The sequence below is a fragment of the Microbacterium halimionae genome (assembly GCF_011761265.1).
GTDB classification, from domain to species: Bacteria; Actinomycetota; Actinomycetes; order Actinomycetales; family Microbacteriaceae; genus Microbacterium; species Microbacterium halimionae.
The window spans coordinates 1-15202 of the sequence record NZ_JAAOZB010000002.1 but is presented as its reverse complement, the minus strand read 5'-3'; the positions used below and the strand labels follow the sequence as shown (position 1 = coordinate 15202).

Annotated in this window: 21 protein-coding genes; 6 read left to right on the top strand and 15 right to left on the bottom strand. The window is 61.4% G+C overall.

The genetic code is table 11. The features are described from left to right. Nucleotides 1-9 precede the first annotated feature (9 nt). From FHS06_RS07850 to FHS06_RS07835, 4 genes are read right to left on the bottom strand one after another with little or no spacing between them, the layout of a single operon-like run. A complete protein-coding gene (locus FHS06_RS07850) occupies nt 10-636 on the bottom strand; it encodes a response regulator (RefSeq protein ID WP_167048172.1) in 627 nt (208 codons plus the stop codon). Beyond that, complete coding sequence (locus tag FHS06_RS07845; protein ID WP_167048169.1) at nt 633-1787, bottom strand: sensor histidine kinase; 1155 nt, start codon at nt 1785-1787, stop codon at nt 633-635. Before FHS06_RS07845 ends, FHS06_RS07850 begins: the two co-directional genes overlap by 4 nt. Before the next feature lie 46 nt (nt 1788-1833). Further along, nucleotides 1834-2679 (bottom strand): ABC transporter permease, encoded by an 846-nt coding sequence (locus FHS06_RS07840; protein ID WP_167048166.1) that lies wholly within the window; start codon nt 2677-2679, stop codon nt 1834-1836. Beyond that, complete coding sequence (locus tag FHS06_RS07835; RefSeq protein WP_167048163.1) at nt 2676-3539, bottom strand: ABC transporter ATP-binding protein; 864 nt, start codon at nt 3537-3539, stop codon at nt 2676-2678. The genes FHS06_RS07840 and FHS06_RS07835 overlap by 4 nt, the downstream gene beginning before the upstream one ends. A 136-nt stretch (nt 3540-3675) precedes the next feature. Here FHS06_RS07835 and FHS06_RS07830 point away from each other — a divergent pair, with 136 nt between their 5' ends. After that, nucleotides 3676-4878: a pyridoxal phosphate-dependent aminotransferase gene (locus FHS06_RS07830; protein WP_182486472.1), complete on the top strand. Its 1203-nt coding sequence runs from the start codon at nt 3676-3678 to the stop codon at nt 4876-4878. Nucleotides 4879-4892: 14 nt separating this feature from the next. Here the strand turns inward: FHS06_RS07830 and FHS06_RS07825 are convergent, their stop codons facing one another. The 8 genes from FHS06_RS07825 to FHS06_RS07790 form a co-directional block, all read right to left on the bottom strand. Beyond that, nucleotides 4893-6029, bottom strand: coding sequence for a UDP-N-acetylmuramate dehydrogenase (locus tag FHS06_RS07825; RefSeq protein WP_167048157.1), 1137 nt, complete (start codon nt 6027-6029; stop codon nt 4893-4895). Nucleotides 6030-6031: 2 nt separating this feature from the next. Continuing rightward, nucleotides 6032-6454: a MaoC/PaaZ C-terminal domain-containing protein gene (locus FHS06_RS07820; protein ID WP_167048154.1), complete on the bottom strand. Its 423-nt coding sequence runs from the start codon at nt 6452-6454 to the stop codon at nt 6032-6034. Further along, nucleotides 6451-6900, bottom strand: a complete 450-nt coding sequence (locus tag FHS06_RS07815) for a MaoC family dehydratase N-terminal domain-containing protein (RefSeq protein WP_167048151.1) — start codon at nt 6898-6900, stop codon at nt 6451-6453. Before FHS06_RS07815 ends, FHS06_RS07820 begins: the two co-directional genes overlap by 4 nt. Nucleotides 6901-6942: 42 nt before the next feature. Beyond that, entirely contained in the window at nt 6943-7746 is an 804-nt protein-coding gene (locus FHS06_RS07810) for a sulfite exporter TauE/SafE family protein (RefSeq protein ID WP_167048148.1), read from the bottom strand. Nucleotides 7747-7798: 52 nt separating this feature from the next. Further along, a complete protein-coding gene (locus FHS06_RS07805) occupies nt 7799-8509 on the bottom strand; it encodes a DUF2510 domain-containing protein (RefSeq protein WP_167048145.1) in 711 nt (236 codons plus the stop codon). Nucleotides 8510-8585: 76 nt separating this feature from the next. Next, nucleotides 8586-8858, bottom strand: coding sequence for a metal-sensitive transcriptional regulator (locus tag FHS06_RS07800; RefSeq protein ID WP_167048142.1), 273 nt, complete (start codon nt 8856-8858; stop codon nt 8586-8588). Further along, entirely contained in the window at nt 8855-9235 is a 381-nt protein-coding gene (trxA, locus tag FHS06_RS07795; RefSeq protein ID WP_167048139.1) for a thioredoxin, read from the bottom strand. Before trxA ends, FHS06_RS07800 begins: the two co-directional genes overlap by 4 nt. A gap of 60 nt (nt 9236-9295) precedes the next feature. Then, on the bottom strand, nt 9296-10180 hold the full coding sequence (locus FHS06_RS07790; RefSeq protein WP_310734776.1) for a siderophore-interacting protein: 885 nt from the start codon (nt 10178-10180) through the stop codon (nt 9296-9298). Between the two features lie 124 nt (nt 10181-10304). On the opposite strand from FHS06_RS07790, the gene FHS06_RS07785 reads away from it, so the two are divergent. The 5 genes from FHS06_RS07785 (at nt 10305) to FHS06_RS07770 (ending at nt 12128) form a co-directional block, all read left to right on the top strand. Beyond that, nucleotides 10305-10853 carry a type 1 glutamine amidotransferase domain-containing protein gene (locus FHS06_RS07785; RefSeq protein ID WP_167048136.1) on the top strand — a complete coding sequence of 183 codons (549 nt, stop codon included), beginning with the start codon at nt 10305-10307 and terminating at the stop codon, nt 10851-10853. Nucleotides 10854-10948: 95 nt separating this feature from the next. Beyond that, complete coding sequence (locus tag FHS06_RS13955; RefSeq protein ID WP_243845421.1) at nt 10949-11269, top strand: acetoacetate decarboxylase family protein; 321 nt, start codon at nt 10949-10951, stop codon at nt 11267-11269. Between the two features lie 13 nt (nt 11270-11282). After that, on the top strand, nt 11283-11561 hold the full coding sequence (locus FHS06_RS13950) for a hypothetical protein (protein ID WP_243845420.1): 279 nt from the start codon (nt 11283-11285) through the stop codon (nt 11559-11561). 28 nt (nt 11562-11589) lie between these two features. Further along, complete coding sequence (locus FHS06_RS07775; protein ID WP_167048133.1) at nt 11590-11799, top strand: SDR family oxidoreductase; 210 nt, start codon at nt 11590-11592, stop codon at nt 11797-11799. A 2-nt stretch (nt 11800-11801) separates the two neighbouring features. Continuing rightward, entirely contained in the window at nt 11802-12128 is a 327-nt protein-coding gene (locus FHS06_RS07770) for an SDR family NAD(P)-dependent oxidoreductase (protein WP_167048129.1), read from the top strand. 112 nt (nt 12129-12240) lie between these two features. On the opposite strand, the gene FHS06_RS07765 is transcribed toward FHS06_RS07770, so the two are convergent. Genes FHS06_RS07765 through FHS06_RS07755 form a run of 3 tightly spaced genes read right to left on the bottom strand, consistent with a single transcriptional unit; the run spans nt 12241 to nt 14929 of the window. Continuing rightward, nucleotides 12241-13278 (bottom strand): HAD-IIA family hydrolase, encoded by a 1038-nt coding sequence (locus tag FHS06_RS07765; protein ID WP_167048126.1) that lies wholly within the window; start codon nt 13276-13278, stop codon nt 12241-12243. Then, entirely contained in the window at nt 13278-14045 is a 768-nt protein-coding gene (locus tag FHS06_RS07760; RefSeq protein WP_167048123.1) for a tetratricopeptide repeat protein, read from the bottom strand. Before FHS06_RS07760 ends, FHS06_RS07765 begins: the two co-directional genes overlap by 1 nt. Then, nucleotides 13976-14929, bottom strand: a complete 954-nt coding sequence (locus FHS06_RS07755; RefSeq protein WP_167048120.1) for a hypothetical protein — start codon at nt 14927-14929, stop codon at nt 13976-13978. The genes FHS06_RS07760 and FHS06_RS07755 overlap by 70 nt, the downstream gene beginning before the upstream one ends. Nucleotides 14930-15202: the final 273 nt, after the last annotated feature.

Sequence of the window (15202 nt, the reverse complement as noted above, 5' to 3'; positions counted from 1 at the left end):
GCGGACTTCTTACTTCAGGAGTCCGCGCTCCATGGCGAGAGTGACAGCGCGCGTGCGATCTGTGACGCCCAGCTTCTCGAAGATTCGCAACAGGTGTGTCTTCACCGTTGACTCTCCGATGCCAAGCTCCACGCCGATTCGTTTATTGCTCTGCCCCTGCGCGACGAGGCGGAGAACCTCGGTTTCACGGGCAGTGAGCGAGACGGATGCCACGGGCACACGCATTCGCTGCACCAAACGTGCGGCAACCTGCGGCGATAGCGCCGTCTGGCCCTGTGCGACAGACCTGATGCCCGCGACAATCTCTTCCTGCGGTGCCGCTTTGAGCAGGTATCCGGCAGCTCCTGCCTCGATCGCGCTGAGAATCTGATCGTCTGATTCGTAGGTCGTGAGAATGAGCACTCGCGGTGCATCCGCTCCAAGCGCCACGATCTCGGCGGTTGCTGCGACGCCGTCGAGCACCGGCATCCGGAGATCCATAAGCACAACGTCGGGTCGTGTCTCGGCTGCGAGCTTTACCGCTGCTGCGCCATCAGCGACTTGGCCGACAACGTCAAACCCCGGCTCGTTGCCGAAGAGGCCCGCAAGACCCGCCCGAACGACGGGGTGGTCGTCTGCAATCAGAAGTCGAATCATTGTTTCGGCACCCTCACGTTCAATTGCGTGCCCGATCCCGACGTTGAGTCGATAGCGACCGCACCGCCCGCGAGAGCCACTCGGTCTACGATGCCGTCGAGCCCAAAGCCTGTGCGCGCGCGGGATGAGTCGAAGCCCACCCCGTCGTCGTACACCGACATGACAATCTCATCGTCATCAGAGGTGAGAGATACCGTCACGAGAGTTGCTTGCGCATGCTTTCGCACGTTTGCGAGCGCCTCTTGTAGGCAGCGGAGCAATACGACTTGACCGTCGCGCGGCAGAGCAGCGCCCGCATCCACTGAGACATCGATCGTCAATCCCACCTCGGTGCGGAATCTCTCCGCGAGACGCTCGATCGCTGCGGCGAGGGCGTCGTCGGAGGGAACAGCCGCCATTCGTGCAACCAATGCGCGCGATTCGTTCAGCGCTTCGCGCGCTGTTCGCTCGACTGTCTCGATCGTTTTGGCTGCGGCATCCGCTTTGCCGTCTCGAATGTGGCGTGAAGAGAGCTCGCTCAGCAGCACGAGGCCCGCGAGAGTTTGAGCAAGAGTGTCGTGAATATCTCGGGCGATGCGTTCACGCTCAGCTGCGATGCCGCGGTCGTGATTGAGCGCAGCGACGGCTGATTGCGCCTCCGTGAGCTCGGCGACAAGCCGAGCACGCTCGGCCCCGTACTCGGTGATGCTCGTGATCCAGAGCCCCATCGCGATGGCGAAAACCACGGATAGTCCGCCGGACGCGAACCCGGATGCCAGTGCTGCGGTGGTGAAGCCGCCACCCACCGCGAAACCCGAAACGACCGCCAGCCCAATAGCGGCCGAGCCAAGAGCGCCGCCTACCCGAGAGCGGGTGGTGACCCACACCAATGGGTAGGCCAGGGTCTGCAAAATGGCGAAGAAAGGAGCTGCTGCGATGCCCACGACAAGTGCCACGCACAAACCTCCGCAGAACAGCGCGGCACGGCCATGAGAAGTCGAACTCAGCAGGCCACGCCCCAACGCGAAGTAACTGCCCACGAAAAGCACCGACGACAGGGCAACAACAACAACGTCACGCTGGTCTGGGTCGCCCTGGAAAAGAACAGCGATCGCAGCGATGACGACAGTGAAGCCGGGGATGACGGCATCCCACCATCGCCGACCTGTCATTTCGATGCTCCTGCTGTTCTTCGCACACGAGCGCGCACGTCTCAGGCTACGCGTCTCGTCGAATCCAGCGGAAGGTCATGCGGCTAAGCACGAGACCAACGACAAGCCAGATGAGCAAGACGATCGCAATTGTGCCGAGGCCCCGCTCCCCCGACTGCTCAAGGGTGGCGTAGTCAGCGGGCAGAAAAACCGAACGCATTCCCTTTGCAAGCCATGCGAGCGGGAAGAGATTCGCGATGTTCTGCAGCCATTCCGGCAGCAACCAGAAAAAGAGGTAAACCCCGGAGATGAACTGCAGCACGAGCACAATCGGAATTACTACACCAGTTGCGCCCTTCGCCGATCGGGGCAGCGCCGAAATCCCAATACCCAAGAACGCCGATGTCACAAGTCCGAGCAAAAATACCCACGCGAATGTCGCCCACGCTTCGATTGTCGTCGGCACAGTGGCGCCAAGTACCCACACCGCGAACGCCAGGAGAACCGCAGCTTGCGCGATCGCTGTGACGAGCACCTGGCCGATTTTTCCCAGAAAATAGCTGACCGGAGAAAGCGGAGTACCACCTAGGTGTTTCAGCGTTCCATCATGCCGTTCGACGGCAATATCTATCGCCAAGTTCTGCAGACCAGAAAGCAGGATGCCGGCGGCCAACATACTTGGCAGATAAAGGTCGACTGCCGAGACTTCGGGAAGCCCCGGCCCGTAGCTCGTGGGGCCATCGCCGCCGAAGACAACGCTGAACAGGCCCAGCAGCATAATCGGGAAGAGAAACGTGAACACGATCGTCTCGGGCGAGCGAACGTATCCGCGAATTTCGTATCCGGCGCGGCGGATGCCCTGCCGAGACACGTGGAACGTGGGCAAGGCCCGGGCTACGGTTGTGGCGCTCATTGCTGAATCTCCTCTTTCACGTCGTGCGCAACCATCCCGAGGTAAATGTCCTCCAAGGTTGGCCGGCGAATCTCTAGTTCCGGCGGTTCGCCTCCGCTTCGGTCGGCGAGCGCAGAAACGAATGCCCACGGCTCGCTGGTGCGGTGCTCGCGGCGTTGATCGCCTTCACGCCAGTGGACGACCGGCATCCGTGCTTTTTCACCGCCAAAAGTATCGAGGGGGCCAATTGCCTGCAGCTTTCCGTGGTTGATCACGGCAACCCGGTCCGCGAGTTGCGCCGCCTCGTCGAGATAGTGCGTCGTCAGGAGGATGGTCGTGCCTTCACGCTTCAGTTGACGGATGAGGTCCCAGAACTCGCGCCGTGCTTGCGGGTCGAACCCCGTCGTCGGCTCGTCAAGAAAGAGGAGCTCCGGCCGGCCGATAATGCCGAGAGCCACATCGACTCGACGCTGTTGACCACCGGACAGCTTCGAAATTTGAGTTGTGGCTTTCTCTTCTAGCCCCACCGCGGCGATGACCTCTTCGACGTTTCGAGGGCGTGGATAGTACCCAGCGAATTGACGCAGTTGCTCCCGCACTGTGAAGGATGCCGCTTGGCCCGTGCTCTGCAGCACGATTCCGAGGCGGGCACGCCATGCGAGGTTTCCGTCGCTCGGGTCGACACCGACGACGCTCACGTCACCGCTGGTGCGATTTCGATATCCCTCGAGTATTTCCACGGTCGTTGACTTGCCGGCACCGTTCGGGCCCAGAAGGGCGAATGTCTCACCCTGTTCAATATCGAACGAGACGTCATCGACAGCCGAGTTCGAGCCATAGAGCTTTCGAAGGTTGCGCACCCGCACAGCAGCATTTTCCATACCTCTAGCGTCTCGCCCGCGGCGTTGCCGCGCTAGCGGTCATTCGGCCGAAGTCGCGTCCCCCATTCGGTGGATGACCCTGCAATCAAAACTCGAGCGGCCAGCGCGAAAATGTCTCGCCTACTACGCTTTAGGCGTGACCGAACGCGCTCCTCTCTCCCGCAAGCTATCCGCCATCGCCGAATCCGCGACTCTCAAGGTCGATGCGAAGGCCAAGGCCCTCCAGGCCGCGGGTCGACCGGTCATTAGCTATGCCGCGGGTGAGCCCGATTTCGCGACACCGCAGTTCATCGTGGATGCCGCAGCTGAGGCACTCAAAAACCCCGCAAACTTTCGCTACACACCGGGCGTTGGTCTTCCTGTACTGCGCGAAGCCATCGCAGAAAAGACGCAGCGCGACTCGGGTCTCGCCGTGGAACCAAGCCAGATCATCGTCACAAACGGCGGCAAGCAGGCCGTTTACCAAGCGTTTCAAGCGGTCGTAAACCCCGGCGACGAGGTAATTCTCCCCGCACCGTACTGGACCACCTACCCAGAGGCCATCGCTCTCGCTGACGGCGTTCCGGTGGAGGTGTTCGCCGGCGCTGACCAGGAGTACAAGGTCACAGTCGACCAGCTTGAAGCTGCTCGCACTGAACGCACGACGGTACTCGTCTTTGTTTCGCCGTCGAACCCGACGGGTTCTGTCTACACACCCGAAGAAACACGCGCGATCGGCGAATGGGCACTCGCCCACGGCATCTGGGTGATCTCAGACGAGATCTACCAGAACCTGGTTTATGAGGGTGCGCGCGCTGTTTCGATTGTCGAAGCGGTGCCAGAGCTTGCCGGTCAGACGATCCTTGTCAACGGAGTCGCCAAGACGTACGCGATGACCGGATGGCGCGTGGGTTGGATGGTCGGCCCCAAGGATGCGATCAAGGTGGCCGGCAACCTGCAGTCGCACCTGTCGAGCAACGTCAACAACATTGCGCAGCGTGCAGCACTCGCGGCCCTCACGGGGCCACAAAATGAAGCCGAACAGTTCCGTACCGCATTCGACCGCCGCCGCCGCTTGATCGTCGACGAGCTTTCGAAGATTGAAGGGGTCACCGTTCCGACACCGCTCGGAGCTTTCTACGTCTACCCCGATGTGCGCGGCCTGCTCGGAAAAACCTGGCGCGGTGTCACGCCTACGACATCGCTGGAACTCGCAGACTTCATCCTCGAACAGGCTGAAGTTGCGGCTGTCCCCGGCGAAGCTTTTGGACCCAGCGGATACCTCCGGCTGTCGTACGCGCTGAGCGACGAGCAGCTACTCGAGGGTATCCGCCGCCTGCAGGACCTCTTCCGAGCGTAGAGTGCGGCCTGGTTCTACAGCTCGACGCCCACCAAAACGGGCTCGGGCTGCAGAATGAGACCATATTCAGATTGCACGCGCCCCACGATGTAACGCGCGAGTTCTGCGAGCTCAGCGGCCGACGCATCGCCACGATTCGTGAGCGCAAGCGCGTGCTTCGTCGACAGGCCGGCGCGTGAACGAGGCAGCTTAAAGCCCTTCGCAAAGCCCGAGTTCTCAATGAGCCACGCTGAGCTCACTTTCACGAGGGCCTGACGCGGCGCGGGCGGCTGCACGACCCCATTAAAGCGGTCAAGCGGAATCACCGTCACCGCATCAAGGTCAGTGGTCATCGGCCAACGCGGGCATGCTTCCGGCAGCGAACGGGCGAACGACTCCGACACAATGGCGTTCTGAAAGAACGAGCCAGCACTGTACGTGTCCGGGTCATCGGCGTCGAGCACCATGCCTTTTCGGCTTCTCGTAGAAAGCACCTGCTCTCGCACCCACTGAAGCGTCACGGATGCCTCTGGTTCAATACCCAAGGCGCCCCGGAGTTGCTCGCCACTCACGCGTGCCTCGCCCTTACCGACCGCAACGAGATCGAAGGTTGCCGACAAAACGACAGCGGGTCGCTGCGGAACAGAGCCGTAGTGGTTCTTCAGCACCGACGTGCGAAAACCCAACGCGAGGTCAGCTGCTGCAACAGTCTCAATTTCGCCCGTCGCCTCGTCGATGAGATCGACTTCGACGAGTGTTTGCACGATCTCCTGGCCGTATGCACCGATATTTTGAACCGGGGCAGCGCCGACCGTGCCTGGAATCCCAGACAGCGCCTCAACGCCCGCGAGACCGCGTTCGACGGTGGTGGCGACAAAGGCATCCCAGCCATGGCCTGCCTCGACTTTGAGGCGCACGCGGTTTTCTCTCTCGGACGGCAACTCTTCAATTCCCGACGTCAACACCCGGATCACGGTGCCATCAAAATCGTCGTCGCCTACGAAAAGGTTCGACCCGCCCCCAACGACGAACCACGACTCGCCCGTCTCCCATACATCCCGCAGAGCGGAAACGAGTTCGTCGCGGGTGTGCGCGTCGATCATTCGCGCGGGCGTTCCGCCGGTGTGCAGCGTGGTGAGTTGAGCGAGCGGTATCGGCTCGATTTCAGGCATCGTCACACCATCCGGACGCGCACCTGAGACTTGCCCAGTACCGTCACATCGGCGCTTCGGACCGTCAGGTCGATGCGCACAGTGTCTTCGTCGATTGCGCCCACGGTTGCAGTGACACTCACGTCAGCACCGTCTTCGGCGTCGACAACGACCGGGCGAGTGAAACGCACGCCGTACTCAACGATGCGTCCGGCATCGCCGAGCCAGGGCACAACTGTCTCGACAGCAAGTCCCATCGTCAACATGCCGTGAGCAAGCACGCCCGGCAAGCCCACGCGCGAAGCGACATCGTCACGGAAGTGGATGGGATTGAAGTCTCCGGATGCACCGGCGTAGCGAACGAGGTCTTCCCGTGACAGGTGCACCTGGCGTTCGGCAACAATCTGGCCGATCTCTAAATCAATGGAGGCGTGCTCGGTACTCATGCGTCTTCGCCTCCGATGAGAAGAATCGAGGTGGCGGTCACGACATGGGAGCCGCCGGCATCCGTCACTTCAGCTTCGCTCGTCACCATCGCGCCTTTACCGATCGCGCGCACTCCGGTGACAGTGAGGCTCGCGGTCAACTCGTCGCCAGCGACAATCGGGCGCGAGTAGCGGAAGCGCTGCTCAGCGTGGATTGTGCGCTCAAGAGCAATGCCCGAGTCGGGTTCTGCCAGAAGAATCTGGAGCGTCATGTCTTGAATGACCATCGCGAACGTGGGGGGAGCTACGACATCGGCGTAGCCGAGCGCCCGCGCGGCTTCGGGCTCGAAGTGTTGGGGGTCTGTGGCGAAGACGGCGCGCGAAAACTCACGCACTTTCTCCCGCCCAACGAGGTAGGGGGCTGTCGACGGAAACTCTCGGCCGACCAGCTCAGGGTTCACTGGCACCAGACCATCCTACCGATCACGTGTACCGCGATCCGGATGCTGTCAGCTCTTCTTCTTGCCAGCGCGAAGCGCCTTGTAGGCCATTTGGCTTGCAATGAAGATCAAGAAAGCGGCAAACAGCACGTTTGCAACCGTCGGAGTCATGAGGGTCGCAAGCCACGCCCCGACCGCGGTGGTTGTGCAGGCGGCGACTCCCACGAGAACTGCAGCGAGCAGATCAACGTTCCGGCGCCGTGCGTTTCCGATGGTGCCCGAAATAGCAGTCGGAATCATCATGAGCAACGAGGTTCCCTTAGCAATCAGATCGCTCGTGCCGAACAGAAGCATGAGCGCCGGAACGACAATCACGCCACCGCCTACCCCGATAAGCCCGGCAACGATACCCGTGATAACTCCGAGGGCGATGAGACCGAATATGGTTCCCACCGTCAGTACAAGCTCAGCTTCTCGTGACGGAATGATGATGAATAAGCTCACGATGACGACGGCCAAGAAGCCGACAAAGGCCCACCGCAAGGCAACTTGCGAAACGCGCGGCAGCAGCCACGTGCCGATCTGGGCGCCGACGACTGCTCCTGCCGCGAGGATCAGGGCGGGGATCCATGCGACCGAACCATGAACCGCATAAGAGATGACACCAACGGTCGCGGTCGGAACAATTGCGGCGAGCGAGGTGCCTGCAGCGAGGCGCTGATCGAACTTCAAAAAGAGCACGAGAAGCGGGACGATCACGGTGCCACCACCGACGCCAAACAGACCCGAAAGAAGGCCCGCGAGCAGGCCAGTCGAAATGCAGGTAATGATGAAAGCAGGCGTGCGCGCAGCACGGACAGGGGCGTCAGTCACTCGAATACCCTACTCGCGCATGACCAGCTGCGTTCACCGGCCCCGGCGCTACTCAGCTCACGTCAGTGGACTCGATCGCCCAACCCGTACCGTCCGGAATCAGCGTGTAAACGTAGTGATCGCTGTAAGCGATCGGGTCATCGACCTCGTCGCCCATCTCATCGATATATGCCGAGTATGACTCTGTCGTCTCTACGACGATGTTCTCTTCGCCAACTTCCACGCTCGTCACAGTGATTTCGTAGTTCTCGGTCGACTGCGCGAAATATCCGGCCTGCTCGGTGAACAGGTCGCAGTCCGTGAGCTGCGTGCTCTCTCGAAAACGCTCTGTGGTCGCCGCTTCAAATTTTTCGCAGTCCACTTCACGCCACGACTGATCGTAGAGCTCAACTACGGCAACACCGGCGTTCTCTTGGTCGCCATCCGGTGTGTAGGACTGGCCCCCTGTCACGGCACGAATCGCCGTCGGAATGAAAACTGCCGCGAGAACAATAAGTGCCGCAAGTACTACACCAACGGTGACTAATAGGATCCATAACTTCGATTTGACTGGAGGCTGAGAAGACGACTCCGCGGCATCCCACGTATCAAACCCCAAGGCTGTTCCGGCATCGAGATTCGGCAGTGGTGGACGCGGCGGAACCTCAATCGTCGATTCCGCTGGGACGTTGGGCACATGAACCTGTTCGGTCCAGTGTGCACCATCCCACCACCGCAAGTTTCCGTTGCCATCGTCGTACCAGCCCGGGGGCGTCGTGGTCATGCCGTCTCTCTTCGCTCGGTGCGCTGCGAACCCTGCCGCCCCCACACTAATCGCAGCCACGGGAGCGGCAGGAGTGTCACGCGAGCATAAGGAAAAGCTTTTCTAGCTCCTCCGTCGTCATATCGCCGTCCGTTCGATCTGCCGGATCTGCGACGCAGTCCTTCATCGCAGATGCCACAATTGCAAAACCTGCTCGATCAAGCGCGCTCGATACTGCGGCAAGCTGGGTGACAACATCGCGGCATGATTTCTCGCTCTCAACCGCCGCGATGACCGCATCCAACTGCCCCCTGGCTCGACGCAGTCGATTCACGATGCGCCGCTGCGCGTCTTCGTCTGTTGTGCTCATGCCTGTTCGTCTTGGGGCTCAGCCTTGGCCGCGATCTGCGCTCGAACGTCATCCATGTCGAGCCCCCGCACGGCGGTGATGAGTTGCTCGAGCTGCGGTGCGGGAAGAGCGCCGGGCTGCGCAAAAACGAGAACATTTTCGCGGAAGGCCATCAGGGTCGGAATCGATGTGATCTGAAACTGCGAGGCAAGCTCCTGCTGAGCCTCGGTGTCGATCTTGCCGAAGACGATGTCTTCGTGAGTCTCGGAAGACTCCTCGAAGACCGGAGCGAACGACCGACACGGACCGCACCACGCTGCCCAAAAGTCGAGCAGGACGATGTCGTTGTCGACGATCGTGGGTTCGAGACTGTCAAGGGTGATTTCTGTCGTAGCCATGAGCACAATATACCCCCGCTGGTATGCAGCGAGGGCCGCCTTGTTGGCGCCAGCGACGGGTCAATCCTCGAAAATACGGCCGATTGGTTCACGCTTTTCAGCTTGGAAACCGTCTTCAGATCGCCCAAATGCCCAGTAGGCAGACAACGACATCGCACGACGATCGAGACCCCACTCGCCCTGCAGAGTGGCCCGAATCGCCTTCATTGCCTCGCGCTCGCCATGAGCAAAAACCTCCACCGGCGTTGTGATGCGCGGCAGTCGTGCCACCTCCGCAGCAAGGCGCACTCCATACGATGCCCGCCCTGTTTGGTCCTTTCGGTGCACCCAGCGAACCGCTACGTCATCGGGCTTTGTGAGCGGCAGCTCGCCCGAGGCATCGGCAACTTCAATCAGCACCTGTCCGTGCGCGCGCGCTGGAAGAGCCTTGAGCGCCGCAGCGATAGCCGGAATTGCGGCGTCATCGCCGATATACAGATATGAAGTTTCGGGATTACCGCTTGGTGTGTACTGTCCGCCGGGCCCCGAAAGCACGAGCAGGTCACCCGGAGCTGCGTGCGCTGCCCACGGGCCTGCCACGCCCTCGTCTCCGTGCAAAACAAAGTCGAGTGCGATCGTGCGCTCGTCATAGTTGATCTGCCGCACCGTATACGTGCGGCGCACGGGCATGTCTTCAATCGACAGCTGTGCGCGAAGGGCATCGAGATCATACGGCGGCGTGAGTCCGAGTTCCGGCCGTGAAAAGAGTAATTTCACGTATGTGTCTGCCGCTGCAAGCTTTGCCGAGTCTGCGCCTTCGACAAATGCGTCGAAGACATCGGCGCCGCCGAGATGGACGCGAATGAGGGATGCCGCAATCTTCTCGGTTCGGATGACGGTGAAAATATGCTGCGCAACGGCTCTTGCACGTGGCGCGGCGGAAGTCGGCGTATTTGAAATGCTCACCACTCCAGTCTGCGTGCAAAATCCGCCGCGGGTTTAGCAATCTCACCCCCACTTGGCAACCCTTCGAGTCGGCTCTGGCCGGGCGACTAGCGTAAAGAACCCGCCACAAGCGAAGGAGATTCTCATGGCAAAGCTGACAGGTAAGAAGATCGCGTTCCTCCTCACCGATGGATTCGAAGACTCCGAGCTGACGAGCCCGTGGAACGCTGTTTCGGATGCGGGGGCCGCACCGACGTTGGTCTCACCGGCCTCAGGCGCTGTAACGGGGAAGAACGGTCACACTCAAGACGTGGATAGCGCCGTAACGACGGTTAACGCATCAGAGTTTGACGCTCTCGTGCTGCCGGGAGGCGTGGTAAATGCCGACCACCTTCGTATGGACGAGGCATCCGCAGCGTTCGCTCGCGATTTCTTCGCGCAGCACAAGCCGGTTGGTGTTATTTGCCACGGCGCTTGGCTTCTCATCGAGGCAGGCGTGGTCGACGGCCGCAAAATGACGAGCTACCCGAGCCTACGAACTGACCTGAAGAATGCCGGGGTTGACTGGGTCGACGAAGAGGTCGTCGTCGACAGCGGGCTAGTTTCTAGCCGCACACCCGACGATCTGCCTGCATTCAACGCAAAGGTCATCGAGGAAGTCGCCGAGGGCGCGCACCAGGCACAAACCGTGTGATTTTGGGTGCCCCGTTAGGCGCGATCTCACGGGAGCCCTAGCGCAACCGAGCGTGCGGTACTCGAGCCATAGATCGTGTAAACGGAGGTGCTGGCATGGCGACCTATCCTCCGGAGCCGTGGCACCTGGGCGGTTCACTCCTGGTTTCGGTGTTTCGCGTGCCCGCGGCCGAGCTGCCAGCCATCGAAATCCCTGGCGGGCGCCGCCCTCTTCGCCTAGGTGGCGAAGTCCTGGTCGGAACAGCGTTCGCGAATTACGTTCCGGGTGGGGTCCTTCAGTACAACGAACTGCTTGTTTCGGTGCCGAGTGTGTTCCCACCGCGGGTGACCGTCCCCCAGATCTGGGTCGATAGCGAGGCTTCTAGGGCTGGTGGCCGCGAACTATGGGGAATTCCGAAGCAGCTCGAAACCTTCTAACGGGCCGAGACGCGTGACGGTGTCGATGGGTTCGGTCGCAGGGCTTCGTGCTCGTTTTCGCGGCCCACTCCTTCCCGGCATGCGGCAACTGCCGCTGCCCACCCTCCAGCCATGGGATGGCGGGCGCATCTTCTCGCATAACCCCATTGTCGGACGCTTCTCGGGGCTCTCAACGAGGTGGACCTTCGCAGCCAACGGACCACTGGGTTATCTCGCGAGCCGTCGCCCCGTCTTCAGCGCCGCTATCCGTGACGCCTCGATCATTTTCGGAATGGATGTGAAAAGGTCATGAGTCGCTTAGCAGTAATTACGGGTGGCGCATGGGGTATCGGCAAGAGCTTGCGCACGATCTCCTCATGCGTGGATACCGCGTTGTCATCGGTGACCTCGATTTGGAAACCACCGAAGCAACTGCGAAAGAACTCGGAGTCGGCGCTATCGCCGTGCAATTAGATGTGACTGATACTGCCGGCATGGCGGCGTCGATTGACCGCATCGAGTCCGAGATCGGCGGCGCGGCACGATCGTGAATATGGCCAGCGCCACCGGAATTAACCCTCTTGCCGGTGTTGCCGTTTATTCCGATACGAAGGCCGCGGTGATCGCGTTCAGCGACGCGTTGCGGCGCGAGCTTCGCAAGACTGGTGTGCGGATTATCGTGGTCAATCCAAATCTCGTACGAACTGCGATGGGAGCTGGAATAACCCCGCCGGCGTTCACCGGATCGGTGTCAGCCACGGATGTGTCGCTAGCTGTATTGAAAGCGCTGCGAAAGAAACGCTTTTGGGTCGTCGTTCCTCGTCGGCTTGGACCGATGCTGCGCGTTATCAAGATGCTGCCCACGGGAATGCAGGATTAGATCGATGACCGCGCATGAAGCGACAGTATTGGACTCGGCGGTGATGCTGAGGCCCGTGCGGCATACGCGAAACGCGCGCGACACGGGTACGGCGGCACCCGCGCTATCGCCGTTACGGCCGAAAAAACGGGTCCGCGTAAAGCTCTTCCGGTACGCGAAATCCAAAGATTGCACGACCGGAATTCCAGATAGCAGCGGACGCGGCGCGGACGAGGTCGACGTGCCGTTCACCCGATGCTTCTATAACGAGATCAATCCCGTCGATGCGCACTGAAGCGGTTCCGACTGTGGTGACGTCGCCCTTCACGCGCGTCGCCGGATAGGGCTCGTGCAGCTCGCGAAGATCGCTCACGATGTAGGTGGGCCGGGAATCGGCGGGAGCCGCCAGAACATGCTTGGGTCGGTCTATGCCTGTTAGCACCAGCACAGACTCGATGCCTGCGCGGCTCGCGCCGGCGATGTCTGTGTCAAGGCGGTCACCAATGAAGAGCGGATGCCGTGCCTCGAACCGAGTCACAGCCTCATCAAAGATCGGACGCTCCGGCTTGCCTGCAACAGTTGCAAGACGACCGACGGCGGTGTGGACCGCCGAGACGAGCGTTCCGTTGCCCGGCGCAATGCCTCGGGCTTGCGGGATCGTCCAGTCGGTATTGGTCGCGATCCAAGGAATGCCGCCTTCTTCTTCTGGAAGGGCGAGCGCGTAAGCCGCCTCGGCAAGGTCTTTCCACCCGATGTCAGGCGTGAACCCTTGTACGACAGCCGCAGGGCTATCGTCGGCACTCCGAGTAACGATGAAACCCGCTTTTTCGAGCTCGACGACGAGCCCCTCCCCGCCGACGACCAGCACGCGTGATCCGGACGGTACAGCGTTGGCGAGCAGACGGACTGCTGCTTGAGGGCTCGTGACAACGTCGGACGCCTGCACACCGGTGAGCCCGAGTTCACGAAGGTGCGCCGCGACGCTGGCGTCGGTGCGCGAAGCGTTATTCGTGATGAACCCCAGACGACGCGACTCGCCAGCTCTCATGAGGGCTTCCACAGCGTGCGGAAGTGCCCCCGCCCCGGCGTAAACCACGCCATCGAGGTCAGCAAGAACGACATCGACGTTCTCCAGCGGTGTGGGGCCGACTTTGGAGCCAAAAAGCGCCATCAGCCTTGTTCGTCCTCGATATCGGTATCTTCCGTTTCGGAGACGACTTCTGATTCTGGATCGTCGTCGAGCTCTTCGATCTCAAGAACCTCATCGGTTCCCGCTCCATGTGCAGATTCGATAGCGTCCGCGGCGATTACAGCTCGCGCATGCCACTGCGCTGCTTCGTCCTCACGTCCGAGTTCTTCGAGTACGGTGGCGCGGGCGGCAAACAACCCTGCGCTCCACTCGAAGGCGCGATCAGGATCGAGCTCGGGAATTTCGAGCTCTTGCAGCGCGCGTTCCGGCTCACCGAGGTCAAGACGGGCGCCGGACATCGCAATCGCGAGTTCGACTCGCCCCTCGGCCGACAGAGTTGAACGATCAACGCTGCGTCCGAGTTCGAGTGCACGATCGGGCTTGCCGACACCACGCTCGCTGTCAACCATGAGGGCAATCTGATCGTCGCGACCGGAGATACGACGGTATGTACGCAACTCCCGCAGCGCAAGAGCGAAATCGCCAACGGCGTACGCGGTTATCGCCGCAGTCTCACGAACGACAGCCACGCGACCCGCGCGACGAACAGCTGCGAGGGCGTGTTGGTGCGCGAGCGCCGGGTCGTCGCCGAGCACGCGCGCGGCCATCGCAAGATGCCGAGCTACATTGTCGGCGTTCTCCTTGCTCAGTGTCTTCAGCTCGTTGCGGGCGGGACCGTTCAGGTCATATGCCGTGAGGTCGTCGGGTAGTTCAGGTGCGCGTTCGCTATCTGCACGATCGTCCGGCACAAAGCCTGACTCTCGCGGAGCTCGGTCATCCCGCCTCGGGCGATCATCGCGATAAGGGCGGTCACCACTGGGACGGTAGGAACGGTCACCATCACGATTCGGGCGATCCCCCGACGGACGGTAGGGACGGTCACCGTCACGGCGCTGCGGACGGTCACCGGACGGACGGTAGGGTCGGTCGCCACTTGGGCGATATGAGCGGTCGCCATCACGGTTCGGGCGGTCACTCGACGGACGGTACGAGCGATCACCGTCACGGTTCGGTCGATCACCCGTCGGACGGTACGGCCGGTCACCATCACGACGCTGCGGACGGTCACCATCACGGTTCGGACGGTCACCGGACGGTCGGTACGGCCGGTCACCACTTGGGCGATACGGACGGTCGCCATCACGACGCTGCGGACGGTCGCCGTCACGGTTGGGACGGTCGCCCGACGGACGGTCACCGGACGGACGATACGGTCGGTCACCACTTGGGCGATATGGGCGGTCGCCATCACGACGCTGCGGACGATCACCATCGCGGTTCGGGCGGTCACCCGACGGACGGTAAGGTCGGTCGCCACTTGGGCGATACGGACGGTCGCCATCACGACGCGGCCTATCATCACGGTTCGGACGGTCACCCGACGGACGATACGGACGGTCACCATCACGGTTCGGACGGTCACCCGACGGACGATACGGACGGTCACCACTCGGGCGATATGGGCGGTCGCCATCACGACGCTGCGGACGATCACCATCGCGGTTCGGGCGGTCACCCGACGGACGGTAAGGTCGGTCGCCACTTGGGCGATACGGACGGTCGTTCTCACGACGCGGCCTATCATCGCGGTTCGGGCGATCTCCCGACGGACGGTACGGGCGGTCACCGTCATGACGCGGTTCACTCGATCGCGGAGAACGGGACGACTCGCGGCCGTTGTTTCCGCCAGAGCGCGGATCGCGCGAATTGGGCCTTGAGGAGCCTCGATCTGGGCGCTCACGGCGCGATCGGTCGCGGTCCTGCGACTCGTTGTGCTCCTCGGCCATTGTTACTCCTTGCAAAAGTTACTGCGTAAATGCGAAAAGGGCCACCCAGCGTTGGGTGGCCCTTTTCTTAAAAGAAGTCCGGCGGTGTCCTACTCTCCCACAGGGTCCCCCCTGCAGTA